This is a genomic window from Rubritalea spongiae, from assembly GCF_042652385.1.
Taxonomy (GTDB): domain Bacteria; phylum Verrucomicrobiota; class Verrucomicrobiia; order Verrucomicrobiales; family Akkermansiaceae; genus Rubritalea; species Rubritalea spongiae.
Genome location: NZ_JBHSJM010000001.1, coordinates 425,986 through 451,670, shown reverse-complemented (window position 1 = coordinate 451,670; position 25,685 = coordinate 425,986). Strand labels below are relative to the sequence as shown.

The following is a 25,685-nucleotide window of genomic DNA, read 5'->3' as shown; positions in this document are numbered from 1 at the left end:
CTGCCCATATTTCAGAGAAATATGTATACTTATCAGACACAAGATTATGCAATATTTCTACGACCTGTCTCTTTTGGATGTGCAGAACGCGCTCAGCCACTGTCTTCGTACTCTCTACCAAGAGTGTGAGTGTTCTGGCTGCGCTGAGAATGGCATCAAAGACGTTTACTGTATTGAAATTGATCTCACTGAATACGCTGCATTCCACGATGGTGTGCATGATTACGCCTTGATGTTTTTTGAGAAGAGCTGGAACGACCGAGTGTGGAAAATGAAGTTGTTCGAGAAACGGCGGGACTTAAGAGCGATCACCACACGAGTGCTGCTCAGTACAAAAGCAACGAACAATCCGCCACACGATCACCATTTATTTACTTCCTCAAATCGTTATATTGATTTTGCCAATTACAAACAACAAGCCTTTAGCAAGGATGTTCCATCTTCGTTCATCCATTTATTTAACCAAAGGTTTGTTGGCTACTTGATGCGCAGTGAGAGAAGCTTTGAAGATGTCCACCGCATGTTCAATGTGTGCCGCTTAGAAGATGTGCTTCCACACGATGAGCAACATAAAGAATGTGAACATTATGCTGCGTACTGCATGAGTGCTTGATTTTTAGCTGTGCGTGCAGTCATTTTTTTTGAGCGAGGAAATGTAGGAAAATCTGTTTGGCGTATTCCGTATGTATGATTAGGTATTGCACCATTGGCTCTACAACTGAGCTGGACTAAGTGATGAGTGAAATACGGTTAGATAAGGTTCTGGAGTATGTGTATGAGCACATTCCAATTACTGAGCACTTAGATGCAAGATTGCGAAAGTATGATGGTGAAATGTTGGAAGTTACCGCTTCGCTAGAGGCAAATATTAATCATCGGAATTCGGCCTTTGGGGGGAGCATGTCGGCGATTGGCATTCTCTCCGGCTGGGCATTACTCTTCATCAAAATGCGTGAGCTGGGGTTAAAAAATAAGTTGGTGATTCAGAGTTCTCAATTTCAATTTCTAGAGCCAGTAGTGACCGACTTTGTGGCAATCAGTGCTTTGCCAGAAGCTAAGGATTACCAACGTTTCCTGAAGATTCTGGAACGAAAGGGCAAGGCGCGTATTCGCATTGATTCCTCAGTTTATGACCACAGTGGCAAGCTTTGTGGAACACATACAGGTGAGTATGTAGCTATTCTTTTGTGATGGTGTAAAGATCTGTGGGTTAAATGGCTATAGAGTTGAGAGAAGTTCGTGCATTTTTGAAACCAAAAAATGGTTGCACAGGTGAGGATGCCAGTTAGCTTGCGCGTCCGCGATTATGGAGAGAGTACAAATTATTCCTGGGCAAAGATGGGTAAGTGATTCCGAACCAGAAATGGGCTTAGGAATGATTCTCAAAGTGGAGCACTCCACTGTAGAAATTCTATTCCCTGCGGCTGAGGAAACGCGTTGTTATGCGCGCGAGAGCGCTCCATTACGCCGTGTCATTTTCAAGAAAGGTGAGGTCATTCTGACGCATGAAGACGAAGAGTTTACCGTGAATGCTATTAAGGAATCGGCTGGGCTTGTGACTTATCTCTGTGAGGGAGATTCTGAGATTCCAGAGGCGATGCTCTCGGATAATACGGGCTTCAATAAGCCTCAGGATCGTTTGTTTGGGGCACAAGTGGATGACAACACTGTGTTCAGATTGAGAGCAGAAGCTCTCTATCGGCAACATCAGATCCGTAAGTCGTCATTGCGTGGCTACATCGGAGGTCGGACCGACTTGCTTTCTCATCAGATCTCGATTGTGAATGAGGTTTCAAAGCGCCTTATGCCGCGGGTGCTATTAGCGGATGAAGTGGGGCTCGGCAAAACGATTGAAGCGTGTATGATAATGCATCGCTTGCACCTAACTGGGAGAGCGGATCGCGTGCTCATTTTATTGCCAGAGCCGTTGATTAACCAGTGGTTTGTCGAGTTGTTGCGTCGTTTTCATATGATGTTCAGCTTGTTTGATGAGGAACGTTGCGCTGCCATACAAGAGAATGATCCGGAGTGTAATCCATTTCTCGATAGCCAGCTGGTCATCGCCAGTGTCGACTTTTTGGCGTACAGTGAAGAGCGAGCAGAACAGGCGCGTGAAGCGGGATGGGATTTATTGATTGTCGACGAAGCGCACCACCTGGAGTGGAACACTGAGGAGATGAGCTGGGAATATGCTCTAGTGGAATCCTTTGCTTGGATTGTTGATAGTTTACTTCTTCTTACTGCGACTCCGCAGCAGCTCGGCGTTGTTGGGCATTTCGCTCGACTTCGTTTGTTAGATCCTGAGCGTTTTTGTGATCTTGACGCCTTTATTGCAGAATCTGAGAAGTACGGAGAAGTGGCACAGATTGTTGAACAGATTGAGGCAGGTGAGAATGTACAGCTTGGAGAGAGCTATTCTGAGCGCGTGCAGGAAGAAGCCACGGCCTATGCCAAGGGAGAAAATGGTAGCCAGGAACGACTCATCGAGGCATTGTTAGATGGTTTTGGAACTGGCCGCGTGATGTTCAGAAACACACGAGATAATCTTACTGGGTTTCCCGAACGAAAGGTCCAATTGAATGGTCTTATTGGTGAGAATACAGAAGAGAAAATCGAATGGCTGGTGAATTTGCTAGGTAAGTTAGGCGATGAGAAGGTTTTGTTGATTTGTCAAACCAAGGAATTGGTAGAAGAAATTTCAGAAGGTGTACTCGATCAAGTTCAAATCAATCTAGCGCATTTCCATGAGGATCTCAGTCTCAATCAACGAGATCGTAATGCCGCGTATTTCGCAGAGAAAGATGGTGCTCAGCTCTTGTTGTGTTCTGAAATCGGTAGCGAGGGTCGCAATTTTCAGTTCGCTCATCACCTTATTTTATTTGATCTACCAGAAGATCCAGAATTACTGGAACAGCGCATTGGTCGTCTTGATCGAATTGGCCAAAAGGAGACGATTCAAATTTACGTGCCGTACTTGGTAGAGTCGGCTGAAGAAGTTTGGGCGAAATATTACCACGAAGGCTTGAACGCCTTTGAGCAAAATGTGCATGGAGTGACAGACGTTTTCCAGCAGACTAGCGAAGCGCTCTACGTCCTCACTGAAGAGTACGATGTAGCAGCTTTGGCAGATTTAATTCAGAATACTCAAAGCATCAAAGCTTCTGTTGGCGAAAAGCTTTCTGAAGGTTATGATAGATTATTAGAGCTCAATTCTCATAAGCCTGAATTGGCAAAGCAAGTGATTAAGGAAATTGAGAAAGCTGATAAAGATGAGCATTTCGAGGACTTTTTACTCCGTATGTTAGATCAGTTCGGGGTGGAAGTGGAGGATTTGGATGATCGCAACTATCTGCTAAAACCGGGCAAGATCACAACGGATGCATTTCCTGAAATTCCTGATGAGGGGATGAGTATCACTTTCGATCGCAAAGTGGCTCTTAGCCGTGAGGATCTGCAATTCATGAGTGTAGATCACCCAATCGCGCGAGCATGTTTTGATATTATGCTCGGTTCTGAAGTTGGCAATTCTTCGTTTGGGGTGTGGGAGGCACCTGGGGAGAAAATGATTTTCCTCGAGAGTTATTTTGTAGTCGAGTCGCTTGCTCCGAGTTACTTGCACATTGATCGGTTTTTGCCAGCTACTCCGATCCGAGTAGCTGTCGACCATGAAGGAAAGGATTGGAGTAATGATAAATCACTAGTGCAAGCGAAGCTTCGTAAAGGTGGTGTGCGTAAATTGCTGGATAAGCCGGTGGTGAAAACGACTATTCTGCCTAAAATGCTCGAACAGCTTGAAGAGTTGGCAAAGAAAGAGATGGTTGGAATCGTTGCCAAAGCAAAACGTGAAATGCGTAAGCAGCTGAAGGCTGAGATCGTGAGATTACAGAGTCTAGCGCAAGAAAATCCACAGATTAGCCCTGAAGAGATCGCTATGCTTGAGGAGCATCGTGATCAACTGGAGGAAGCGATTGTTTCGGCACGCTTGCGACCTGATGCTGTTCGAATGATCTGGAAGGAAACTGCTCTTCAGTAGAGGGAGAGCGTTTTTTTTGAAATGGCTGGGATTCCAAAAAAATACCGGCCTAGTGAGTCAGGAGCGAAGTGTCACTGCAATGCGCTGTGGTGGATAGCGGATTCGCTTTTCATTAGAGAGTGGTGACAGATCTGTTGCTTGTGAATAACTGGTTGCGTTTTTAGGAATTTCCTACACTTTGGTAACTCTGACAAGGGATGGTGCAATCGAAGGAAAAGCTTATAGGTGTAGTAGCAGCGGTGATGATTCACTTGTTGTTGGCTGTAGCTTTGACTCAAGAAGCGATCATCAAATGGTTATTTCCGAAGCCAAAGAGCGAACAAGCTGCAGAGGTTAAAGATAAAGCGAAGACTGTCGTAAGTTTTCGCATAGCACCGAAACCTAAAGTTAAGCCTGAGCCGATTCCTGAAACTAAGGTAGAAGAGCCAACTCCGGAGCCTGAGCCGTCTGAGTCTCAGTTTATGCGTACGGCGGAGAACCAGCTTAAAGGGAAACCAAAGAACACTCGATTTTATGGAAACCGCGATACACTGGCTCAAAGTAATGCGGATACTGATGCTAACGCACCTGAACGAGCTTCAGTGAAAGGAGAGAAACGTGAGTATGAGAATGCTACGGCGTCTGAATATAAGGAAGGCTCGATCGAGCATGAGAATCCTGGAAGTCCAGAAATCCCGCCGATGCCAAAGGAGATGACTTCACCGCCTAGCCCCGAAGCGGAAATAGAAGTGGCACAGGAAAAAAGTGATGGACTCATTTCTGCTCCAGATGCAGGCAAGCCTCTAGCGGGTTCGAATATTCCTTTAGTGGACTACATGGAGACTGTTAAAAAGTTGCCTTCACAAGTCCGGACTAAAGAAACCAATGATAAGATTGATCTAGCAGATAAGGGGAAAGCGAAGACTGGCAGACAAGAGGAAAATAAAGAAGTCACTAAGGCGGAAGATCAAGCGAAGCCACGCAAAGACACAGCCCGACCATCGAGCCAAAGCACCGAATCTGGATTTACGCCCTTATCAAAAGCGACTGAGATGGTCGGTTCCATTACGCGTAGAGGAAGTATTTCATCCAACGATGTGGAAGGTACTCCCTTGGGTAAATATACTCAGAAAGTCCAGAATGCGATCGCGGCTGAGTGGACGCGTAGACTTGGACAACATCGCGATCTTGTACTCCCCGGGAGTATTCGTATTCGTTGGTATGTGTATGACGATGGCAAAGTGAAGATTGACCCTTACCACGTGTACAAAAAAAATGGATCGGAGATTCAGTTTGGCATCACATTTCAATCAATAACCTCTGCAAAAATTCCTAAAATGCCAGCTGATCTCAAGCGCGATCTGAATGGCGATCCGATCTCCATGGTCATTAACTTTCATTTCTAACAAACAACCTTCTTATGCATTTAACTATCCTCGCAACAGCATTAGCCTCTAGCATGGCAAAGATTGCTGAATTTTATGATAAAGGCGGCATCATTATGTACGCATTGACGTTTTGTTCTATACTCACTCTGGCTGTGATCATTTTTAAAGCATTGAGCCTGTCGAGAAAGAAGGTGCTACCTAACGGTATGCAGCAGACTATTAACCATTTCGTGCAGAACTCGAATGACACGGCAGCTGAGCAACTAGCGCTGGAAGCTAGCAAAGGGGAGTCCGTTTTAGCACGTTTGTCACAAACTGTGGTGAACCGTAGTCAAAGTAGTGGGCAGAAAATCCGAGATGCAGTGCAAGCCAAGGCTCATGAGGAGATAGTTAAACTACAAGGCGGGATTCAAGTGCTCGACGTAGTGATCGTGGTTTCTCCGCTACTTGGTCTGTTAGGTACGGCAAGTGGTATCACTACGGTGTTTGACGGTCTTAGCTCTTTAGAAGATGTAAAAATGAACATCATGGCTGCAGGTGTGGCAGAAGCGCTTTCGACGACGATTGCAGGTTTGGCGGTCGCTGTCCCTGCGGTGATTGGCCACAGTTTTTTCAATCGCAAGATCGAGACCTACGCTTCTCAGTTAGAAGTGACTTGTGATGATTTGGTCAATGCAGTGACTGAAAGGCAAGATAAGGCTGCATAACTCAAAAGAATACCTTTATGCAGTTTTATCGCCCTAGAAAACCCATTCCAGCGATACCGATCGTTTCATTGATCGATATTCTGGTGATTCTTTTGATCTTCTTCATCGTGACGATGCAGCCGAAGCAGAAGCGCACGATTTTAGACATTGAGATGCCAGTGGTTGGGGAAATGCCTACTGAGCAAGTTGTCGATGTGCGCACCGTGTTGGCGATTGATAAAGAAGGACTCATCACCCTCGATAGTGTACAGGTGCATGAGAAAATGTTAGTCGACTATTTAAAAACAATCAAAGAGGAGAACCGTAAGCTCGAACTCGAGATGGATAAGCAGGTGCGACTCGAGCAAATGATTATGATCTCAGAGGCATTGACCCAAGCTGGCTTTGAGGCTAACTTGCCGACCCGCGTACGCGATTCCAAGCAAACAACAGACTCATGATTTTAGATATTGTCCAATTCGGCGAACCCGTCCTCCGTAACAAATGCCAGCCCGTCGAGAAGGTCGATGCCGAGCTTGAAAAGTTCGTGCAGGACATGATCGAGACGATGAAGGATGCTGAAGGAGTTGGTTTAGCGGCTCCTCAAGTGGGTGCTGACATTCGCTTGGCCATTGTCGATACATCACACGACCCTGACTGTGTGAGCTTCTTCAAGGTGAATGGAGAAGATGCCAAAATGGAAGACTACATGCCTCTCATTTTCATCAATCCAGAGCTCGAATTTACCGGCCCGCAGGAAACTGACATGGAGGGTTGTCTCTCGATTCAAGAGATTCGTGCCAAAGTGAAGCGCAAATCGATTGTGAAGGCGCACTTGCCTCAGTTAGACGGTTCAGTGTTAGAAATTGAAACCGATGGCCTTTGTTCGCGTGCGATTCAGCATGAGGTCGATCATCTCAATGGGATCCTTTTCATCGATCGTATTAGTTCGACTACCAAGACGCGCCTTAGACGTAAATTGAAGGAACTCTCAGAAACTAAATGGGAATACCCATCTCAGCAAAAAGAGAAATAGCCATTTTCTAACAGTAAGCTCTCTAAACGTCTCGCGCCATATTGGTTCGAGACGTTTTTTGTTTTCGTGCGACTAGCTGCTGAGGGAAAGTGGTTATTGTTAGGAATTAATACGGAGTGAAAAATAGTATGGACGAATTTAATAAAGATTTTTAAGGTATAAGGTTGCCAATCGAGCCAGCTAGGGGCAAGCTGCTCTACATGCATCCTGAGGTAGCACCACTCGTAGAAGCTGGTCGGATTTCTGAAGAAATCGGAACACGATTATCACAACTCGCACCTGGCAATTATTGTCTCCACAAAAGCTGGGGAGCGGGAAAAGTCCTCGACTGGGACATCCGTGGCGGAAAGATTACCATTAATTTTGAAAAGAATGAGGATGCCACAATGGGGCTCCAACTCGCCATTTCAAAGACTGAACAACTGGATGCGGATCACTTCCGTGCACAGAAGTTAGAAGCGATGGATGAACTTCGTGAACTTGCAAGTTCTGACCCTGTTGAACTTGTTCGGAGAACACTGAAATCTAATGGAGGTACGATGAAAATCGACCAGTTAGAACGTGAACTCATCGGTTCAGTCGTTCCTGAAGAAAATTATAAAAAGTGGTGGGACGGAGCGAAGAAAGTTCTTCGTGAAAGCCGCGCCGCTATCGTCCCGACGAAACGTACGGAACCACTCGTTCTCCGCGATGAAAACATTTCTCCAGCTGACTCACTTCTTCAAGACTTTGAAGCAGCCCGTGATTTTAAAGCAAAAGCGCGTGCGCTTGAGGCTATCATTAAGGATTTTAAACACTTTAAGGACAATGCTGAAGCGCAAGAAGCGATCAATAAGAGTATCGATGAATCTGTACGTAAGGGGATGAAGCTGCATCTAGGTCAGGCTCTCGATCTGTTAGTTGGGCGCGATGAATTGATGGCAGCATCGGATATCATTGAGCTCGATGCTTCGGCTCTCCGCGTTTCTGATATTATTGCAAACGAAGGCACGAAAATTGGTGAAGAACTCGGCTCATTGCCAGCTGCGCGTCAGCGTATGGTGTTTGAAGCCTATCCAGCGGCTTATGGCGATGCTTGGGTAAAAGAGCTACTTGCTATTTTTGACACTGTAGGACCGCGTGGTCTTGCTGAAATTGCAAAACTCCTTATCGAGGAAAGTAAGAGTTCTGAGCTATTTGAATTTTTAAGAAAACACATTGGTGGCCGTACATTGGGAGCTGATTCTCTTCTATGGGTATGTCGCGAGCGCAAAAAATCCGCAGAGCCAGTTTTCGACGTGGAAGTAGGGAATGCTATTCTTAGCCTTCTTGAGCGCGACGTCATGGATGACGGACCTCGCAAGAGCAGCCGACTTCAATCCTATTTCATGGAAGATCGCGGACTTATTGCGGATTTACTTGAAGGTGCCGATAATAATGAAGTGCGCAACTTTGCACGTAAGCTTCACCAATCACAAATTTTCCCAGAGCTTGATCGTAAATCTCTGATGGCTCGCGTGATTAAAGCGAATCCACAAAGCCAAGAGCTAGTTAATAGCGATGGTGCAGAGAAGAAAACCGATAGTGTTATCTCCTCATGGGATAGTATTGCGAAGCGCAAGGAAGATCTCGAAGACCTCATCTCAAATCAAATTCCACAGAACCGCGAAGACATCAAGATCGCACGTTCTTATGGTGACTTGCGTGAGAATGCGGAATATCACATGGCTAAGGATCACCAAAAGGTTCTCATGCGTCGTCAAGCAGATACAGAAGCAGCATTGGCTTCAGTTCAAGGTACTGACTTTAGTAATGTAAATACAGATGAGGTTAATATCGGTACGGTAATTGCTTTCGAAGATGCTGATGGGAATTCCGTCACATACACCGTTCTCGGTGCTTGGGACTCCGATACAGACAATAACGTGATTTCCTATCTCTCAGAACTAGGTAACAGCATGCTCGGACTCAAAGTCGGAGATAGCGTGAAGGTTCAGAATGTAGAGATGAAAGTCACTTCGATCGAAGCATACAACAAAGGCTAACAATTTTATAGGAATGCATAGAGTGCGTTCCTTTCTTGAACATAAACTCAAGAAACCAACATGAGCTCTTCACCACATCTGAGCTCAAAACAGAACTAACAAAATGGAATTCACAGCAATTGAAGATATACGCGGACGCGAAATCATTGACTCCCGTGGTAACCCAACTGTCGAAGTTGATGTTACCCTCGCAGACGGTTCATTTGGCCGAGCAGCAGTACCTAGTGGAGCATCCACAGGTGAACACGAAGCTTGCGAGCTTCGCGATGGAGATAAAAGCCGTTACCTCGGCAAAGGCGTTGCGAACGCAGTAGCTAATGTGAACGAGAAAATCGCTCCTGAGCTTATTGGTCTCGACGCTACAGATCAGGCACTCATCGATCGTACGATGCTCGAGCTAGACGGAACCAAGAACAAGACCAACCTCGGTGCTAACGCAATTCTTGGTGTATCACTAGCAGTAGCTCACGCTGCGGCAGCATCTTGTGACCTTCCGCTCTTCAAATACCTCGGTGGACCTAACGCTAAAGTACTTCCAGTGCCGATGATGAACATCGTCAATGGCGGCTCGCATTCGGATGCACCGATCGCGTTCCAGGAATTTATGATTCGCCCAGTTGGAGCTCCAACATTTAAAGATGCAGTTCGCATGGGTGCAGAGATTTTTCACGCACTTAAGAAAGTGCTTCACGACCGCGGTCTCAGTACTGCAGTGGGTGATGAAGGTGGATTTGCTCCAACATTTGATGGTACTTACGATGCTCTCGATACAGTTTCTAAAGCTGTTGAGAATGCCGGATACAAGCTCGGTGAAGAAGTTACATTTGCACTCGACTGTGCGGCATCTGAATTCTTTGAAGATGGGGTTTACAACTATGCGAAGTTCGAAGGCGAAGGTGGTCAGAAACTTACCTCCGATGAGCAGGCTGCATTCCTTGCTGAACTTTGTGAAAAATACCCAATTGACTCAATCGAAGACGGTTGTGATGAGAATGACTGGGACGGCTGGAAAGCGCTTACTGACAAAGTTGGTGACAAGGTACAGCTGGTAGGTGACGATCTTTTCGTAACTAATGTTGAGTTCCTCCAGAAGGGAATCGACCTCGGAGTTGCGAATTCCATCCTTATCAAGGTGAACCAAATCGGTACACTTACTGAGACATTCGACGCTATTGAGCTAGGTAAAGTGAATGGTTATAATTCTGTTATTTCTCACCGCTCTGGTGAAACAGAAGATAATACTATTGCTGATATTGCAGTAGCGACCAACGCTGGTCAGATCAAAACTGGCTCAATGAGCCGTTCAGACAGGATTGCTAAGTACAACCAACTTCTTCGTATTGAAGAAAAGCTTGGTGCTAATGCAATCTATGCTGGCACTCTCTAAGGGTTTCTGTTAAGAAAACTTAGAAACAAATTTTCCTCATGATCTAAAATGGTCATGAGGAATTCTGTGTTTAATTAGAGTCGGATAGAGCTCTTTAGATTACAGAATACAATTCCATGAAAATGGCAAGAAAACAGACATCGAGAATTCGCAGACGATCTTATGCAGATGATCGCATGATGTCGCGGACACTTTTCTTGAAACGTCTCAATGTTTTTGCTTTTTATTTACTGCTAATTATCGCCTGTGGCGGTGTAATTGCAAAGTGTCTTCCAGAGTTTCGTAAGTTACAAAATGCAGAAGAGGAGCTGGCTTTAGTGCAAGCAAATGAAGCAGCCATCAATGCACAGTATGATCAACAGCTGCGAGAATATAGAGCGCTCGAGCAAGACCCTTACTATCTAGAAATTTACGGAAGAGATAGGTTAGATTTGCACAAAGAAGGCGAGCGTGTGTTTCGATTCTCTCGTGAGCGGATGCCATGAGTATATGCTTATTCTTCTAGCAGATAGTCGTGACAATCTTCTGCCAATTCGAGAGCACAGTCGATTAACGCTAGATGACTGTAGGCTTGTGGGAAGTTTCCAAGGTGTCTTTTTGTGACAAAGTCTAGATCTTCTCCATAGAGGCCTTTTGGATTAGCGTAGGATAAGAGTGTTTGGAATCTCTCATAAGCTTCTTTTCTTTTACCTGATCTCGCTAGAGCTTTTACCATCCAGAAAGAGCATACAGTAAATGCACTGGAGGGTTCACCGAAGTCATCTTGATTGCGATAACGGTACATGAGGCCGTCTCGACAGAGTTCTTTTTCGCTTTGTTCGACAGTGGATACAAAGCGAGAATCGGTGGGTGAAAGGAATCCATAATCAGCCATAAGCAAATTTGCGGAGTCTAAATCACTACGGCCGTAAGCTTGCGTAAAAGCTTGTTTTTCTTCGTTCCATCCTTTGGTGCACACATCGTGATGGATCTGGTCACGCAGTGGTTTGTGTTTATCCGCCCAGTTGTTTTTCTTTAGGATTTCGGCTACTTTGATAGCTCTATCAACAGCTACCCAACATAGGACTTTCGAAAATACGAAGTGGCGTTCCTCTCCACGAATTTCCCAAATGCCTCGGTCGGGTTCTTGCCAAAATTCTTCGACAGTTTTGACGATAGATCTAACGCGTGTCCAAACTCTATCGAGAGCTTCTGGAGCGGGGTGGCGATCAGCTATTTTTTGTTGCTTCAGGTCTTTATAAATAAGATCCATCAAAATGCCGTAAATGTCGTGTTGTTTCTGATGGTAGGCTGCATTACCAATTCTAACAGGAGCTGAATCGTGGTAACCGCTGAAGTGGTCGAGGGTTTCCTCGGTGAGTTTACGTTCTCCGCGGATACCGTACATGATCTGTAGGGAGTCATCTTTGGTGGGAACGGTTTGCATTACCCAGTTGATAAAACTTTCAGCCATTGCTGGGTGTCCAATTCGATGGAGAATATCGACTGTCATTGACCCATCACGGATCCAACAAAATCTGTAATCCCAGTTTCGGACTTCGCCGATAGTCTCGGGAAGTGAAGTGGTGGCTGCAGCTAACACGGCACCAGTCGGAGCGAATTGAAGCATTTTCAGAGTGATGGCGCTGCGGATGATCTCTTCAGCATAGCATTCGCAGCGATGTGTCCGAGCAGTCCACAAGAGCCAATAGGAGCGAGTTCTTTGGAGTTTTAGCTCAACGCGTTCAGTGTCAGGTGGAATGACTTTGTCATGGTAGCTGAGAAGCAAGAAGCGTTGCTTCTCAAGCTTGAATGGCTGCTGTTCAAGGATGCACTCTGAGTTGATGTCTGAGTAAAGGTAACAAGATTCGTAGATTGTTTTATCGTGTTCACGTCCAGTAGTTGTACTTTTGATGCGGCCTGGGCCGAATACGAATGATTCAGTATCGAATTTCGCATAATCTAACTTCGGGTCATATTCTACGATTACCTCTGGAGTTCCAGAGAGTGGTCGGAGGACGCGAATAATATCACTTGAGACATCGTCTCTAGCTCCAGCACGTCCATCCCAGGTGTAGCGTGGCATGAAGTCTATTACTTCGAAGCTGCCAGTTGAGCCTTCAAAAGTAGTGACGAGGATACCTGTATTTTTTTCGTAAGCTTGTTTCGTGGCTTTACCATTTGGCATTTTAACTCTGAATTTTCCGCCTTTATTTTTATCAAGGATGGAGGCAAAAATTGTTCCAGAGTCGAAGTCTGGCATACAGGAGAAGACGATAGTAGAGTCGTCATCGACAATGGCACAGGTGCGACCATTGCCAATGATACCGTGATTGTAGTTCAAGTCGTTGTGAGACATCTGAATGTGATAAGAAATGTTAAGGTTAGAGGGTATGGCGCTCGCTAACTAGAGATTCTAGCAGATTTCGTAAACCTTGGATAGTAGTTCGTTGGTTTGCTCTAGTATCACCTTCACCAATTTTAAGTGAATGAAGCACTGAGTTTTCAAAGGTTGGACATGCGAACATAGTTTCGTCAGTAACATCATCGCCTGCAGTCACTGCGATTCTGGGGTGCCAGAGTTGCAGCATTCTCTCTACAGCCACGCCTTTGTTAACGAGCTGGCTAGCGACTTCGATAATCTTTTGGCCATGGTGGACTGAGACAGGGAGCGAGGCAGTTGTGGAAGTGAGTTCGGAGAGTAATCCTTTAGCCCGCCAGAGTGCAAATTCTGGGTCGGCTTGACGGTAGTGCCATACCAGTGCTGAGTTTTTTTCTTCTACTTCGGAGCCAGGTGTTAGGGCTGTAGCTGCTTCCAAATGAGGGAGAACAGTTTCTTTCCACGTCGTGTCTACATGTTCATTAAGTAGCTCCCAGTCATCCATATCTCTGAGTTTCCAATAAAATCCATGTTCAGCAACTAGGTGAAGTGGGAGATCTCCAAGATGCTTTTCCATAAATGCTCGGGGACGACCGCTGACAATAGCTACTTCAATTTGTGGGTGTTCTCCTAATTGTTGAAGTAAATTTTTTAGCTCTTCATTAGGAGTGGCGTCTTCGGGTTTTGCTGTGAATGGTCGCAAGGTGCCATCGTAATCGATGAAGAGGGCGAGCTTTTTGCCGTTATTGAGTTCTTGATGAAGTTGTTTGCTAATGTCTAACAATGGTTGTTCTTCATTGCTGCAAGGGAGTTCTTGCGAAGCATTTTCTAAGTCGGTTAGATATCTCTTTGCCCAAGCTCCGGCGTGGTTGAGATCGAGTCTTTTCTGCATGGCTTGGACTCGCGCTTCCATTTCCTCTTGCTCCATATCTAAGGCGATTTGGATAGTATTTGCCACACCGACAGTGTCGTGTGGGTTGACAAGTAAGGCGTGAGACATTTCCTGGGCGGCACCAGCAAATTCGCTGAGAATGAGGGCTCCAGGTCGAGCCCGATGGCTGTCGCGCTTACAGTCAATAAATTCTTTTGCCACTAAGTTCATGCCATCGACAGTGGGGGTCACCATGCAAACGTCAGCGAGAGCGTACAGAGCCGCAAGTTCTTCTAGGGCGAAGCTGCGGTGAAGGAATTGTACAGGAGCGTGCCCGACTTCACCAAAGGTGCCATTGATAGAGCTCACAGCGCATTGAACTTCTTCTGTGAGGTTATCATATTCTTCGACCCCGCGCCTAGAGGGAACGGCGATGAGAACAAAATAAACTTTATTAGCTTGTTCGGGGTGGGTTTCTAAAAAGTGTCTAATGGCGTCTAGTTTTTGTGGAACGCCTTTTGTATAATCTAGGCGCTCTACGCTAAGAATGAGTTTGTCATCTTCTAGCTGCTCACGATGGGTCTTGTAAGTTTGTTGGAAAATATCAGATTTCGCTGCTTTTTTAAATCCGTGATGATTGTGGCCGATGGGGTGTACACCTAGTTGAATTCTACGGTTACGGTACTGTAAGCCATCGACATCAGCTTCTTGGCCTAGGATGCGAATGAGTGAGGATATGAAGTGTCTGAGGTAGTTGTAGGTGTGAAAGCCGATGAGGTCACAGCCTAGCATTCCTTTTAAAAGTTCATCGCGCTCAGGCAGTGCGCGAAAGACCTCACTGGAAGGGAAGGGGGTGTGAAGGAAGAATCCAATTTTTAAGTCGGGTCTGCGCTGGCGGAGGATTTTCGGTAGGAGCATGAGGTGGTAGTCATGAATCCAGATTGTTGCTCCAGGTGCTGCAATGTTAAGAATGGTGTCTGCGAACTTTTCATTAACCTGCCTATAATACCGTATCCATTCTGGCTGGAAACGTGCCCTTTCAGTCATGTAATGAAGTAAGGGCCACAAGGTGGAGTTCGAGTAACCTTCGTAGTATCCATTAACTTCTTCATCGCTTAGAAGAACTGGCTCTACTCCAAGTTTTCTCATTTGTTCTAAGAATTCGTCTGTCTTTGTTCCTTTACTCGGGCTGCTTCCGCCCCAGCCAACCCATGTGTAATTATCATCCAGACCAGCTCCTTCGAGTGCTGAAGCGAGCCCTCCGGTAGTTCGTTCGAGTGATCCGTTAGAGTTTAACTTAATAGGTAATCTGTTAGATACTAGTATGAGAGAACGCATGTGTGAAAAATAATTAGAATGTAAGAAGTACTAATACATGGCATACTACATATAATTAACGTGCTGTCTACCTCACTCAAGAAGGAGTTTTATGTAGTAATTAGAGCTTAGTCGGTGTGGAAAAATTGCTTCAACGTACGATTGGATTCTATTTGATATGAAATTGATGGCCTGTGGTTAAGTGCCGTTTCGTTCTATGGAGCGATGAAGAAAGAGCGCAAAAGTCTTTTCAATTTAGGGGCGACTGTCTATTGCGTGGGCATGCGCCTTTTTGATACGCTTGCACGAGAAGTCCACGATTTATCACCATTGAATGGAGAACGTTTTGGATTTTATTGTTGTGGGCCTACGGTCTATGGGCCGGCGCACATTGGGAATTTTAGAACATTTGTTGTGCAAGATGTCTTTCGTAGAGCTCTGGAGCTTGGAGGCACTCCAACGAAGCATGTGCGGAATCTCACTGATGTAGACGATAAGACGATTCGTGATTCGCAATCTGCGGGGAAATCATTGCGTGAATTTACTGCATTCTGGACGGAAAAGTTTCATGCAGATTGTACTGCTCTTAACTGTTTGGAACCCCATATTGAACCGAGTGCTGTTGAGCACATTCCGCAGCAGGTTCAGATGATTGGAGAGCTTATAGAAAAAGGACACGCTTACGCTGCTGAGGATGGCTCTGTATATTTCCGAATTAGTTCTTATCCCGAGTATGGGAGCTTGTCGCATTTAGAGAATCGAGATTTGGATCTTGGCCATACTCAAGATACACGAGCGAATGACTCTGACGAGTATGAGAAAGATAGCATTGCTGATTTTGTGCTTTGGAAAGCGCGACGTGAGGAAGATGGTGAGAATTATTGGGAGAGTCCTTGGGGGGAGGGGCGCCCAGGTTGGCATTTAGAGTGTTCGGCGATGATTCGTGAATATCTTGGTGAAAGTTTCGACTTACATTCTGGTGGGGAAGATTTGGTGTTTCCGCACCACGAAAACGAAATAGCCCAGAGCAAGTGTGCTTGTGGTGGTGATTTCGCAGCACATTGGTTTCACATCACCCATCTGTTAGTAGAAGGGAAAAAGATGTCTAAGTCACTTGGCAATTTTTATCGACTCGATGACTTGATTGAAAAAGGGGTGAAGGCCAATGAGGTACGTTTTGCTCTGATCGGAGCACACTATCGGAAGCAACTCAACTTTACTTTAGATAGCTTGCACGCAGCACGCGAGGCTTTGGATAAACTGCTGAAAGCTGAACGTGCACTTGCAGAATTAGCTGGAGTGGATGATACTCCGAGTTACGAGGAGCTTGTTGGTCTTGAAGACAAAGGGCTGTTTGAAAATGCTTGGGAGGGACTGAATGAAGACCTCAATACTCAGCGTGCAATTGGTGCCATGTTTGGCGCTTTACGCAGAGCTCAGAATGAAGCGAACCCATTAACGCAATGGAAAGGGCTTCACTTTATGCTTCAGGCACTTGGAATTGAACTTCCTGTAATAGTTGAAGAAAAGGTGGAAGGCGCTCCTGAGGAAATCAAAGAGATCGCAGCAGAGCGTTGGCAAGCCCGTGCAGATAAAGAATGGGCGAAGTCGGATGAACTTCGTGACCGACTTAAAGAGCTGGGCTGGCTTGTGAAAGACGGCTCGGAGGGCTACAGTTTAGAGAAAATTTAAGAAAGAAATCATTATGCTTCATAGACCACGTCGTAATCGCAAGTCGCCCGCAATTCGCAATCTCGTCCGCGAGACATCACTCAGCGCGAAAGATTTTATCTACCCGCTGTTTGTCCATGAGGACGAGGGAAATGTAGCCATTGAATCCATGCCCGGCTGCACGCGCTGGTCGATTACTGGTCTTGTAAAGGAAGCGGGTGAGGCTCACGCTCTCGGGGTGCCGGCAGTTGTGATCTTCCCAGCTGTTCCTGAGGAGAAAAAAAACTCCTCTGCAGACGAGTGCTATAATCCTGACGGTCTAGTTCCGCGTGCTATTCAAGCGCTTAAGCAGGCGCATCCCACGCTTTGCGTCATTACTGATGTCGCTCTAGATCCATACAACTCTGATGGGCATGATGGAATTGTTAGGCAAAAGACTAATGGTGAGTTGGAGATTGTTAATGATGAGACAGTCGAAGTACTTTGTAAACAAGCTGTGTGCCATGCGCAGGCTGGAGCGGATATTGTTTCTCCCAGTGACATGATGGATGGCCGTGTTGAAGCATTACGCACAGCACTTGACGATGCGGGCCACCAAGATGTTTCGATTCTTTCCTACACCGCAAAGTACGCTTCTGCGTATTATGGCCCATTCCGTGGGGCATTAGATTCAGCTCCAAAAGCTGGAGACAAAAAAACCTATCAGATGGATTATGCCAATGTGCGTGAAGCGGTGCGTGAAGTCGTTCTCGATGAAGATGAAGGTGCTGACATGGTGATGGTGAAACCAGCAGGAGCCTATCTGGATATTATTTCGAAAGTGCGTGAGACGACTTCATTACCTGTGGCTGCTTATCAGGTGAGTGGGGAATACCTTATGATTAAATCGGCTGCTGAGGCTGGGTGGTTAGATGAAAAGGCTGTGGTGTTAGAAAGCCTCTACGCAATCAAGCGAGCTGGAGCAGATCTAATTCTCACCTATTTTGCCAAGTCTGTGGCTCAATGGGAAGCGGATGGAGAGTTTTAAGCTTTCTTGCGATAGGACATAACCTGCAAGTCTCCGTCTAAGCGGTCGTGGACTTCTTGCCGGGTTCCCATGGTAAGTCCATAGGCGTCAAACATTGTGCGAACGAGAGGGTAGCCCTTTTGGGTGCGCATAACGAAGCCGGAGTATTTGGTGTTGAATTGATGGGTGAAGGCAGGAGGGACATAATTGTCATCTCCGACTTTCACATCAAAAAGTGACATGTAAATGGGGCGTGTGTATTTTATCCAGAACGGAGTTTTATAGCGCTTTGCACGAAGACTAGGTTGAGTTCCTAGATGGACTCTTCTTGTGAGTTTTTTAATTTCAGAAAGTTCTGCACGATTTTTCATTAGCCAAATGTCCATCGCAATAGGTTTTGTGAAAAATACGAGATTGTATTCAAAATCTTCACTTAATGAGTCATTAGAGAGATGTTCCAGAGTGATTTTGAATGCGTCAAAATGTTCTAAATAACGCGTTTCAGGTATCGAGGTTGCGCCAAATGCACCATGAGTTGTTCCGTAATATAGAAGTCTTAGTGCTGAATTTGCGATGGCCTTAGCATCTACTAGGGGATAGTCGAAAAAATAGAGTTGTGATGGGCTGAAGGGGGAATGCATCGGGGGAAGGTGTGTGTGTGCGCTTTGGAAGCGTTTAGGCTGTCTAGTTTCATAGGAGTTAACTGTCAAGAATTGTTATTTATATCTAACAGTGAGTTAGTTAGCCGGAAAGGGGAGGTGAGCTAGCGATTGGCTAGGAGCTTCTCAGTGTATTTGGCTAACAGATCGGCTTCGAGATTTACTTTGCTGTTTATGCTGCGAGCTCTTAGATGTGTGTGCTCAAATGTGTGTGGAGTGATCCAGAACACGGCACTATTTTCTGTGAGTTCAGCAATAGTGAGAGAAATTCCATCAATGGATAGTGAACCTTTAGCGATACAATACTTATGAATACTCGCTGGAAGTGATACTTCAAACCTGTGGTCTTGTCCGTGTTTGGAAAGATCTACAATACTGCCAGTGTCGTCGACATGGCCTTGGACGAAGTGACCACCAAGACGATCACTAGGGCGTAGAGCTCGTTCTAAGTTTACAATGGATCCTACTTCAAGTTCTCCTAGAGAGGTGACGGAGAGAGTTTGAGCTAACAGATCGAATTGTACTCCTTTTTCAGCAAATGCAGCGACGGTGAGGCAGCATCCGTTTGTTGCTACAGAATCTCCTAGCTCGAGTTCCTCAGCAAAGGGAATTTCAATGGTAAAGCGAGATTGGTCACCCAGAGCTTCGATTTGAACGATCTTGCCTGTAGTTTCTACTAGTCCTGTAAACATGTTTTGAGTATAGAGCTTAAAAAGCCCCTTGCAATGCGAGGCTTTGGATAATTTATGAATGATTTGAGGACTGGTGAAATGCTGTCTTGTCAGTCATATCTGGACTTGCTAATTCCATCACTAATGGCCGTACCTACGAAATTCCTCAAGTTTGCTTGTCTCATGAGCTTGCCGCTCTCTATATCGAGCTGTGGCATGCTCGCTAACTCGGCTAAATCAGTTGAGGATAAAATCAAATCACTCGGCGAGGAAGAAGAGCATACGCAGTCTCAAGGGACATTGAAGAGCTTGTCAGATTTGAAGCCCAAAGTGTCGTCATCAATGGCGGCGTTACCAAGTGAGGAGGATATTATCTGGGCTCCAGAAGATCCTGATGCTCCGATGGAGGAGCTGGATGATCTATGGGAGAATATGCCTAAAGATGTAGATTCGTGGCATGTTAGTTATATCAAGGCCATGCGTGAGGCGCGTGAGGAGGGGAAGCCTGTATTAATGTGGTTTACTGATTCCCAGAGAAATGTAGCGACTAAGGCCTTGGCGAATGAGGTTTTTAATCACAAAAAATTTAAGGATTGGGCAGATGAAAAAGTGGTTCTTCTTAGAATTGATAGTTTCATCGTTGAAGATAATTCAGACCTTAAAGAGAGAAAGCGACAATATGTGCGCGACTTAAAGGAGCGTTATAAAGTGCTAGGGGCTCCGGTCGTGGTGATGCTCTCACCGCGTGGCACAAGTTTTGGCAAATACACAGGGTATAAATCGGGAAGTGCGGAGTTTTACTTTGGTAGGTTGCGTTCTGGGTACCGCAATGCCGCGCAGGATTACCAGAGATGGAGGCAAGAATACGAACGGAAAGGCTATCGTGTTTGGCATGATTACCGAGGTCGTAAAGTATTCGCTAAGCCCAGAGCTCTGCGCGATGGCGAACTTTACTTGATCACGCCAGATGGGAAAAAATCTAAAACCTCGCTTTCTAAGCTTTCAGCAGAAGATCAAGCGTGGGTTGCGGAGCAGCGTAAGAAAAGCCACAATTAATCAAGACGGACTCTCACTGTTTAGCGAAACAGGAAGTATATACCTAGACCTGCGCCGCCAATCCATACAGCAATAATGTGTGCGACACCGAATGAGCGTGCTCCGGCGCTTTCGGCAGGATCGTCTTTATGAGGTCCAAATAAAACGCTGTATCGCGCTACCAACCAAGCTCCTAGTATGAACCAGACGATGAGAAAAAGGATAATTCCTGTATTAATGAGATACTGCATTAGCTTGAGTGATTTGTTTTTGTGAGAGGGTGTATCACATTATTTCTTCCACAAATTCTTGTTTTTTAAATGGCTTGAATTGGTGAGCTTCTTCGCCCATTCCAATAAAGCAAGGCGAGATGCCTAATTCTTGATAGATGGAGACAATAATTCCGCCTTTGCCCGAGCCGTCTAACTTAGTGACTATCAAGCTATCGAGTTTGATTGATTTATTAAATTCCTTGGCTTGTTGGAGCGCGTTTCCTCCTGTTGTGGCATCGACAACGATCATTTTAGTGTGCGGAGCACTCGGGTCTTGCTTGCCAATTGTGCGTTCAATTTTTTGAAGCTCGTTCATTAAGTTATGACGAGTGTGAAGACGACCGGCGGTGTCGAGAATGAGGAATTGAGCTCCAGTAGTGATAGCTTCTTGGTGGGCCTTATAGCAGACGGATGAAGGGTCTGCATTGGGAGCTCCTTTTACCAAGGGAATGTCCACACGTTGCGCCCAAACTTCTAATTGTTCAACGGCGGCAGCGCGAAATGTGTCAGCAGCGGCGACAACTACGGAGTGGCCTTTATTTTTTAAAAGTTGGGCAAGTTTTGCAGTGGAAGTCGTTTTGCCGGTTCCATTGACGCCAACCATCAGAATGACATGAGGTAAGCCATCTTCTCTAGGGGTGAGTTCTGGAAGGTCTTCTGGAAGAATCTGAGCAATATGTTTTTTTGCTGTGTCTACAACATCGTCTCCAGAGATTTTGCGTCCAAGGTCTTGAAGCTCATCAACAATAGTCATTGTGAGGCGCGCTCCAAGGTCGGCCCCAATAAGGTCGGCTTCAAGTTCTTCCCAGTCTACTTCAGCTCGGTTACGAACCTTGTTAATGATCTTCTTAAAAAATCCAGCCATAGTGCAGCCTCTTTACGCCTAGATGGAGGAGTGGTCAAGAACCTCTCCAACAACTTAGGACGATGGACTGTTTTTTATAAGTATGGTAAGAGACCATAGCAAATACTAGCTGAACTATAGGACTCAGTTCGCCGTGTTTGAGGGGCTTAGTGCAGAATAAGGAGTAGTTATTACTGCTTTGAAGCTGGCTTTAGCCAGGTGATTTTGGCTTCCCGTTTTGTAATGTCTAAAGCTACGGAGGCGTGTTCAAACTCACGGGTGTAGCGGTAGCCATCTTTTTTTGCCGGGCCTTTCGGTGCTCCGAGAGGACGATCGTATTCAGGGAACCAACGCATCCAATGGTCGTTTTCGTTTGCCGAATAACCTTCGTGAGGGCGGAAGTAGCTGTATTTTTCTGCACAAATCAGGAAGATACCAAGTGGATATTGGAGTGCTTGGCGCGCTTCGTCATAGGTATCTACGAAACCATGGGCCTCATCGATGCCCATATGGCTTGAGTTTGACTGCCCCTTGAGCCCAGAAGTGAAGGCGATGATTTTACCTTGGCGAGCAGCTTGCTGCATGGCGTCGATTCCTTTTACGACATAATCTTCATAGCTGACTTTTCCGACATTGTGGAAAAATCCTTCTAAGTAGGAGCCGTCAAAGTAATTGAGGTATTCCAATCCACCATTGTCGAAACGAGCACGAAGAATATTCGCGATCATGAGTTTGTCTGAACCAATCGCTTCACGTGTTTGCTGCATCATCAAATGGTAGCCGTCCATGGTTTGCTTTTTCTTGTCCTTACCGATATCGCGAGCGAGGTAGCCGGGTTCGAGCGCTTTAATGTTTCCATCCAAGAAGACTCCATCGATAGCAGGATCAGTGGTCATGGCTTTGCAGGCTTTAACCCACCAGTCACGTAATGCTGGGTCAGAAAGGTCGTAGGCTTCGACTCTGTTTCTGATGAGGTTAGTGTTGCCATCTTTACTTGATAAAAAAGCTCCGGGGATATCTGCCAATTCCTTATCAGCTGCATAGCCTCCATAGTGGACGATGACATTGCGGTAGTAGAGTGTCTTTACATCTGGGTTGGCCTTTTTGAGACGACGAGCTGAGTCTAAAGTTCCTTCTTCTACTGTACCGAAGGTTGTATGACCATTTGCTTTTTCAAAGGTGACGAGTGGAAACTTCGCCATAAATGCGATTTCTTCATCGGTAAATTTTGTAGCTTTCCGAATGTGCATATAGCGAGGGATGTGATCCCAAGAAAATTCGGGGTAGTTACTTTGATCGACTTCGCTTTCGACAGTTTTTTTGTCGGCGTTATTAGCAAAGCTTGGGCTACAAGTGAGGACTAAGCCTCCGATGACGGAAATGCTGCTAAGTAAAGATTTCATGAATGAGTGTGTATCTTAGTTTCTGGGGTCTAGTAAGCGGTAATTGTAAGGAATCTTGCAAATATTACACAGTTTTTTGTATATATTGAAATCGGTCATTTTGGCAGCTGTGATGAAGGGGGGATAGATGTTATGTGTAGTTTGTTTCTAAACTAGTGATTTAGGAGAGCGAGGTTGCTAAGATTTCGCTTTTTATGTGGTGAGTGGGGAATATGGTGAGGGCAATGAAGAGCTTCCCAGTATTTGAGCGTCGGGTGAATTTTGCCGATACCGATTTAGCAGGCATTGTCCATTTTAGTAATATATTACGATTCATTGAGGAGGCGGAGCATGCGGCAATGTTTTCTGCGGGAGTAGCTCCGGTTTCAAATGTTGGAGGTTTTCCAAAGGTGCATGTGAAATGCGACTATCGCTCACCTCTGAAATTTGGTGATGTAGCTGATATTCTGTTAGAAATTGTCAAAATGGGAGAGAAGTCGCTGTCTTGGAATTTTAAGGTTTACGCAGGGCAAAGGGTTGTGGCGGAGGGGACGATGGTGACAGTCTTTGTGACTTCGTCTGGTGAGGGGACGGTGATTCCGCTGGGTATGCGAGAGGCTTTAGAGAGCTAAAAATTAGGAGGAACGTAATATAAAAAAGCTCAGCGTTGGAGTGGCCAAGCTGAGCTTTTATTGAGTGATTTTTGAGCTGACTACATCACTTCTAGGCTGATTTCGATAGCCTTGGAAGTTGGTGTGTTAGAAATGTCTGCAGTACTGTCGATTGGTACGAGCACGTTGGCTTCTGGGAAGTATGCTGCTGCTGCTCCGCTAGGCATTTCGTAAGGGATGGCGAGGAAGCCTTCGGCATGGCGTTCGCCATCGTCCCAGTGGCTGGTGATTTTGACCTTCTGCACAGGCTTGATTCCACGCTCTTTCATGTCGTCTGGGTTAAGGAAGATGATCATGCGCTCGTTGCCGATACCGCGGTAGCGATCATCTAAGCCGTAGATAGTGGTGTTGTACTGATCGTGTGATCGCAAGGTTTGCAGAATGAGACGTTTGTGGTCTTTCTTTTCGAAGATGCTGAGCTCTGGGTTACTGAAGTTCGCTTTGTTGTTAGGAGTGTCCCAGACGCGTTCTTTGGCGTTGTTAGGGAGATAGAAGCCAGCTGGCTTACGGACTCTGATGTTGAAATCGTCAAAGCCGGGGATGGTGGCTTCAATGGCGTCGCGGATGAGGTCGTAGTTGTCAGCGAATGCGAGCCAGTCGACAGTTTCGGTATTGCCCACGACTTTGTGTGCGAGATTGGAGACGATGGCGACCTCAGACATGAGGCGTTTGGAGATAGGGGTGAGGCGGCCGGTGGAGGAATGGACGATACCCATAGAGTTTTCACAGGTGATGAACTGAGGGCCTTCTTTTTGGAGGTCTAGCTCGGTTCTGCCAAGACAAGGGAGGATGAGGCCAGTTTTTCCAGTGACGAGTAGTGAGCGGTTAAGCTTAGTGACAACGTGGGCAGTGAGCTTACATTTCTGGAGTGCTTCTGCGGTGAAGTCGGTGTCAGGTGCCGCCTGGAGGAAGTTGCCCCCCATGGCGAAGAAGAATTTTGCTTCACCTTTATGCATGGCGTGAATGGCTTCGACTACGTCATACCCGTGTTTGCGTGGTGATTTAAATTTGAAGACTTTCTCAAGAGAGAGGTGAAAGGCTTCCGGAAGCTTCTCATAGATGCCCATGGTGCGGTCACCTTGCACGTTTGAGTGTCCACGGACTGGGCAGAGTCCAGCACCATCACGGCCGATGGCACCGATCATGAGGTGAACGTTGACGACCTCGCGGATGGTGTCGACAGCGTTTTTGTGCTGAGTGAGACCCATCGCCCAACAAGTGATGAGCTTTTGGTCTTTAGCGATGATTTTGTCAGCGAGTTTTTCAATTTCTTCGCGACTGATTCCTGAGTCTTCGATGATGCGTTCCCATGTGGTATTAGCGCATGCTTGGGTGTATGCTTCAAAGCCTTCGGTGTGTTCGGCAATGAAGGCGTGGTCGATGACTGAGGAGTTCGCTGCTTTATCGCGGGCGAGAATAGTTTTGGCAATTCCACGGAAGATCGCCATGTCCCCATTGACTTTTACTTGAAGGTATTGGTCTGCGAGATTAGTCGCGATATTGAGTGCGCCTTTTGGATGTTGAGGGTGTGCAAATCCGAGCAGGCCAGCTTCGCGAAGTGGGTTAATGGCAACGATCTCGCCACCATTGTTGACGCATTTTTCGAGTGAGGCGAGCATGCGCGGGTGGTTGGTGCCTGGGTTTTGGCCGACGCAGATGATGACGTCAGCGGTGTGGAGGTCATCGAGTGTGACTGTGCCTTTACCAACGCCTACTGAAGGTCCGAGAGCTGAACCACTGGATTCGTGGCACATGTTTGAGCAGTCAGGGAGATTATTGGTGCCGTAGTGGCGGGTGAAAAGTTGGTAGAGGAATGCTGCTTCGTTAGAGGTGCGGCCTGAGGTGTAGAAGACAGCTTCGTCTGGGTGGTCGAGAGCTTTAAGTTCATCGGCCATCAAGGTGAAGGCGTCTTCCCAAGAGATCGCTTGGTAGTGGGTCGCACCTTCGCGAAGAATCATTGGGCTGGTGAGTCGACCTTGTTGGTCGTGCCAGTAGTCGCTTTTTTGCATTAATTCATCGATTGAATATTTTGCAAAAAAACGTTCGTCGACGATTTTTGATGTTGCTTCTGAAGCGATGGCTTTGGCACCATTTTCGCAGAATTCCGTCATGGCACGGTGGTCGTCTGGATCTGGCCATGCGCATGATGGGCAATCGAAGCCTCCCATTTGGTTAAGGTCGAGTAAGGCCTTAGTACCACGGACAGGTCCGGCAGTGGACATGACGTGTTTGAGAGATGAGATAACGGCAGGGGCACCAGCTGCCCAAGTCTTAGGGTCTTTACGAGTTAATGGCGCGTCTTCAGATTGCATATTAACATGATTAATGATGTGCATGAGAGATTCAATGACGCATATCATTTTTGTACAAAATGGGCACGACGTTGGACGAAAA

Annotated in this window: 22 protein-coding genes; 14 read left to right on the top strand and 8 right to left on the bottom strand. The window is 46.2% G+C overall.

Features of this window, described 5'->3' with window-relative positions; all coding sequences use genetic code 11:
• Positions 1 to 46 precede the first annotated feature (46 nt).
• The 10 genes from ACFPK9_RS02255 (at position 47) to ACFPK9_RS02210 (ending at position 11,018) form a co-directional block, all read left to right on the top strand.
• Positions 47 to 613, top strand: a complete 567-nt coding sequence (locus tag ACFPK9_RS02255; protein WP_377092951.1) for a hypothetical protein — start codon at positions 47 to 49, stop codon at positions 611 to 613.
• Positions 614 to 735: 122 nt separating this feature from the next.
• Complete coding sequence (locus tag ACFPK9_RS02250) at positions 736 to 1,191, top strand: YiiD C-terminal domain-containing protein (RefSeq protein WP_377092950.1); 456 nt, start codon at positions 736 to 738, stop codon at positions 1,189 to 1,191.
• Positions 1,192 to 1,306: 115 nt separating this feature from the next.
• A complete protein-coding gene (locus ACFPK9_RS02245) occupies positions 1,307 to 4,033 on the top strand; it encodes a helicase-related protein (protein ID WP_377092949.1) in 2,727 nt (908 codons plus the stop codon).
• 197 nt (positions 4,034 to 4,230) lie between these two features.
• A complete protein-coding gene (locus ACFPK9_RS02240; RefSeq protein ID WP_377092948.1) occupies positions 4,231 to 5,418 on the top strand; it encodes a hypothetical protein in 1,188 nt (395 codons plus the stop codon).
• A gap of 14 nt (positions 5,419 to 5,432) precedes the next feature.
• Positions 5,433 to 6,107 carry a MotA/TolQ/ExbB proton channel family protein gene (locus ACFPK9_RS02235; RefSeq protein WP_377092946.1) on the top strand — a complete coding sequence of 225 codons (675 nt, stop codon included), beginning with the start codon at positions 5,433 to 5,435 and terminating at the stop codon, positions 6,105 to 6,107.
• A gap of 17 nt (positions 6,108 to 6,124) precedes the next feature.
• On the top strand, positions 6,125 to 6,547 hold the full coding sequence (locus ACFPK9_RS02230; RefSeq protein WP_377092945.1) for an ExbD/TolR family protein: 423 nt from the start codon (positions 6,125 to 6,127) through the stop codon (positions 6,545 to 6,547).
• Positions 6,544 to 7,122 (top strand): peptide deformylase, encoded by a 579-nt coding sequence (gene def, locus ACFPK9_RS02225; RefSeq protein WP_377092944.1) that lies wholly within the window; start codon positions 6,544 to 6,546, stop codon positions 7,120 to 7,122. Before ACFPK9_RS02230 ends, def begins: the two co-directional genes overlap by 4 nt.
• A gap of 200 nt (positions 7,123 to 7,322) precedes the next feature.
• Entirely contained in the window at positions 7,323 to 9,146 is a 1,824-nt protein-coding gene (locus ACFPK9_RS02220; protein WP_377092943.1) for a GreA/GreB family elongation factor, read from the top strand.
• Between the two features lie 103 nt (positions 9,147 to 9,249).
• Positions 9,250 to 10,533 carry a phosphopyruvate hydratase gene (eno, locus tag ACFPK9_RS02215; protein ID WP_377092941.1) on the top strand — a complete coding sequence of 428 codons (1,284 nt, stop codon included), beginning with the start codon at positions 9,250 to 9,252 and terminating at the stop codon, positions 10,531 to 10,533.
• Between the two features lie 122 nt (positions 10,534 to 10,655).
• Positions 10,656 to 11,018, top strand: coding sequence for a septum formation initiator family protein (locus ACFPK9_RS02210; protein ID WP_377092939.1), 363 nt, complete (start codon positions 10,656 to 10,658; stop codon positions 11,016 to 11,018).
• Positions 11,019 to 11,026: 8 nt separating this feature from the next.
• On the opposite strand, the gene ACFPK9_RS02205 is transcribed toward ACFPK9_RS02210, so the two are convergent.
• Both ACFPK9_RS02205 and ACFPK9_RS02200 read right to left on the bottom strand, forming a co-directional pair.
• Positions 11,027 to 12,871: a glycoside hydrolase family 15 protein gene (locus tag ACFPK9_RS02205; RefSeq protein ID WP_377092938.1), complete on the bottom strand. Its 1,845-nt coding sequence runs from the start codon at positions 12,869 to 12,871 to the stop codon at positions 11,027 to 11,029.
• Between the two features lie 25 nt (positions 12,872 to 12,896).
• Positions 12,897 to 15,101, bottom strand: coding sequence for a bifunctional alpha,alpha-trehalose-phosphate synthase (UDP-forming)/trehalose-phosphatase (locus ACFPK9_RS02200; protein ID WP_377092936.1), 2,205 nt, complete (start codon positions 15,099 to 15,101; stop codon positions 12,897 to 12,899).
• Between the two features lie 204 nt (positions 15,102 to 15,305).
• On the opposite strand from ACFPK9_RS02200, the gene cysS reads away from it, so the two are divergent.
• Together cysS and hemB are read left to right on the top strand one after the other, a co-directional pair.
• Positions 15,306 to 16,772: a cysteine--tRNA ligase gene (gene cysS / locus ACFPK9_RS02195; protein WP_377092935.1), complete on the top strand. Its 1,467-nt coding sequence runs from the start codon at positions 15,306 to 15,308 to the stop codon at positions 16,770 to 16,772.
• Between the two features lie 13 nt (positions 16,773 to 16,785).
• Positions 16,786 to 17,778 carry a porphobilinogen synthase gene (gene hemB / locus ACFPK9_RS02190; protein WP_377092934.1) on the top strand — a complete coding sequence of 331 codons (993 nt, stop codon included), beginning with the start codon at positions 16,786 to 16,788 and terminating at the stop codon, positions 17,776 to 17,778.
• On the opposite strand, the gene ACFPK9_RS02185 is transcribed toward hemB, so the two are convergent.
• Both ACFPK9_RS02185 and ACFPK9_RS02180 read right to left on the bottom strand, forming a co-directional pair.
• Positions 17,775 to 18,398, bottom strand: coding sequence for a hypothetical protein (locus ACFPK9_RS02185; RefSeq protein WP_377092933.1), 624 nt, complete (start codon positions 18,396 to 18,398; stop codon positions 17,775 to 17,777). The two genes, hemB and ACFPK9_RS02185, sit on opposite strands and share 4 nt — an antisense overlap.
• A 122-nt stretch (positions 18,399 to 18,520) precedes the next feature.
• The gene (locus ACFPK9_RS02180) at positions 18,521 to 19,108 is read right to left on the bottom strand and encodes a riboflavin synthase (RefSeq protein ID WP_377092931.1); all 588 of its coding nucleotides are present in this window, start codon (positions 19,106 to 19,108) and stop codon (positions 18,521 to 18,523) included.
• 123 nt (positions 19,109 to 19,231) lie between these two features.
• Between ACFPK9_RS02180 and ACFPK9_RS02175 the strand changes: the two genes are divergently transcribed.
• The gene (locus ACFPK9_RS02175) at positions 19,232 to 20,143 is read left to right on the top strand and encodes a thioredoxin family protein (RefSeq protein WP_377092930.1); all 912 of its coding nucleotides are present in this window, start codon (positions 19,232 to 19,234) and stop codon (positions 20,141 to 20,143) included.
• 20 nt (positions 20,144 to 20,163) lie between these two features.
• On the opposite strand, the gene ACFPK9_RS02170 is transcribed toward ACFPK9_RS02175, so the two are convergent.
• The 3 genes from ACFPK9_RS02170 to ACFPK9_RS02160 all read right to left on the bottom strand — a co-directional run bounded on the left by ACFPK9_RS02170 (position 20,164) and on the right by ACFPK9_RS02160 (position 22,641).
• Complete coding sequence (locus tag ACFPK9_RS02170) at positions 20,164 to 20,373, bottom strand: hypothetical protein (protein ID WP_377092929.1); 210 nt, start codon at positions 20,371 to 20,373, stop codon at positions 20,164 to 20,166.
• A 34-nt stretch (positions 20,374 to 20,407) separates the two neighbouring features.
• On the bottom strand, positions 20,408 to 21,259 hold the full coding sequence (gene ftsY / locus ACFPK9_RS02165; protein WP_377092927.1) for a signal recognition particle-docking protein FtsY: 852 nt from the start codon (positions 21,257 to 21,259) through the stop codon (positions 20,408 to 20,410).
• A 170-nt stretch (positions 21,260 to 21,429) separates the two neighbouring features.
• Positions 21,430 to 22,641 (bottom strand): putative glycoside hydrolase, encoded by a 1,212-nt coding sequence (locus ACFPK9_RS02160; protein WP_377092926.1) that lies wholly within the window; start codon positions 22,639 to 22,641, stop codon positions 21,430 to 21,432.
• A gap of 224 nt (positions 22,642 to 22,865) precedes the next feature.
• Between ACFPK9_RS02160 and ACFPK9_RS02155 the strand changes: the two genes are divergently transcribed.
• Positions 22,866 to 23,252: an acyl-CoA thioesterase gene (locus ACFPK9_RS02155; protein WP_377092925.1), complete on the top strand. Its 387-nt coding sequence runs from the start codon at positions 22,866 to 22,868 to the stop codon at positions 23,250 to 23,252.
• Between the two features lie 80 nt (positions 23,253 to 23,332).
• Here the strand turns inward: ACFPK9_RS02155 and ACFPK9_RS02150 are convergent, their stop codons facing one another.
• The gene (locus ACFPK9_RS02150) at positions 23,333 to 25,603 is read right to left on the bottom strand and encodes an FdhF/YdeP family oxidoreductase (RefSeq protein WP_377092923.1); all 2,271 of its coding nucleotides are present in this window, start codon (positions 25,601 to 25,603) and stop codon (positions 23,333 to 23,335) included.
• Between the last annotated feature and the right edge of the window lie 82 nt (positions 25,604 to 25,685).

What these genes read in the sequence shown, in the direction of transcription:
- ACFPK9_RS02230 (WP_377092945.1), top strand. Translation starts at nt 6,125, where the DNA reads ATGCAGTTTTATCGCCCTAGAAAACCCATTCCAGCGATACCGATCGTT.
- def (WP_377092944.1), top strand. Translation starts at nt 6,544, where the DNA reads ATGATTTTAGATATTGTCCAATTCGGCGAACCCGTCCTCCGTAACAAA.
- ACFPK9_RS02235 (WP_377092946.1), top strand. Translation starts at nt 5,433, where the DNA reads ATGCATTTAACTATCCTCGCAACAGCATTAGCCTCTAGCATGGCAAAG.
- ftsY (WP_377092927.1), bottom strand. Translation starts at nt 21,259, where the DNA reads ATGGCTGGATTTTTTAAGAAGATCATTAACAAGGTTCGTAACCGAGCT.
- cysS (WP_377092935.1), top strand. Translation starts at nt 15,306, where the DNA reads ATGAAGAAAGAGCGCAAAAGTCTTTTCAATTTAGGGGCGACTGTCTAT.
- eno (WP_377092941.1), top strand. Translation starts at nt 9,250, where the DNA reads ATGGAATTCACAGCAATTGAAGATATACGCGGACGCGAAATCATTGAC.
- ACFPK9_RS02175 (WP_377092930.1), top strand. Translation starts at nt 19,232, where the DNA reads ATGGCCGTACCTACGAAATTCCTCAAGTTTGCTTGTCTCATGAGCTTG.
- ACFPK9_RS02200 (WP_377092936.1), bottom strand. Translation starts at nt 15,101, where the DNA reads ATGCGTTCTCTCATACTAGTATCTAACAGATTACCTATTAAGTTAAAC.
- ACFPK9_RS02245 (WP_377092949.1), top strand. Translation starts at nt 1,307, where the DNA reads ATGGAGAGAGTACAAATTATTCCTGGGCAAAGATGGGTAAGTGATTCC.
- ACFPK9_RS02180 (WP_377092931.1), bottom strand. Translation starts at nt 19,108, where the DNA reads ATGTTTACAGGACTAGTAGAAACTACAGGCAAGATCGTTCAAATCGAA.
- hemB (WP_377092934.1), top strand. Translation starts at nt 16,786, where the DNA reads ATGCTTCATAGACCACGTCGTAATCGCAAGTCGCCCGCAATTCGCAAT.
- ACFPK9_RS02210 (WP_377092939.1), top strand. Translation starts at nt 10,656, where the DNA reads ATGGCAAGAAAACAGACATCGAGAATTCGCAGACGATCTTATGCAGAT.
- ACFPK9_RS02150 (WP_377092923.1), bottom strand. Translation starts at nt 25,603, where the DNA reads ATGCAATCTGAAGACGCGCCATTAACTCGTAAAGACCCTAAGACTTGG.
- ACFPK9_RS02185 (WP_377092933.1), bottom strand. Translation starts at nt 18,398, where the DNA reads ATGCATTCCCCCTTCAGCCCATCACAACTCTATTTTTTCGACTATCCC.
- ACFPK9_RS02155 (WP_377092925.1), top strand. Translation starts at nt 22,866, where the DNA reads ATGAAGAGCTTCCCAGTATTTGAGCGTCGGGTGAATTTTGCCGATACC.
- ACFPK9_RS02205 (WP_377092938.1), bottom strand. Translation starts at nt 12,871, where the DNA reads ATGTCTCACAACGACTTGAACTACAATCACGGTATCATTGGCAATGGT.
- ACFPK9_RS02220 (WP_377092943.1), top strand. Translation starts at nt 7,323, where the DNA reads ATGCATCCTGAGGTAGCACCACTCGTAGAAGCTGGTCGGATTTCTGAA.
- ACFPK9_RS02250 (WP_377092950.1), top strand. Translation starts at nt 736, where the DNA reads ATGAGTGAAATACGGTTAGATAAGGTTCTGGAGTATGTGTATGAGCAC.
- ACFPK9_RS02160 (WP_377092926.1), bottom strand. Translation starts at nt 22,641, where the DNA reads ATGAAATCTTTACTTAGCAGCATTTCCGTCATCGGAGGCTTAGTCCTC.
- ACFPK9_RS02255 (WP_377092951.1), top strand. Translation starts at nt 47, where the DNA reads ATGCAATATTTCTACGACCTGTCTCTTTTGGATGTGCAGAACGCGCTC.
- ACFPK9_RS02240 (WP_377092948.1), top strand. Translation starts at nt 4,231, where the DNA reads ATGGTGCAATCGAAGGAAAAGCTTATAGGTGTAGTAGCAGCGGTGATG.
- ACFPK9_RS02170 (WP_377092929.1), bottom strand. Translation starts at nt 20,373, where the DNA reads ATGCAGTATCTCATTAATACAGGAATTATCCTTTTTCTCATCGTCTGG.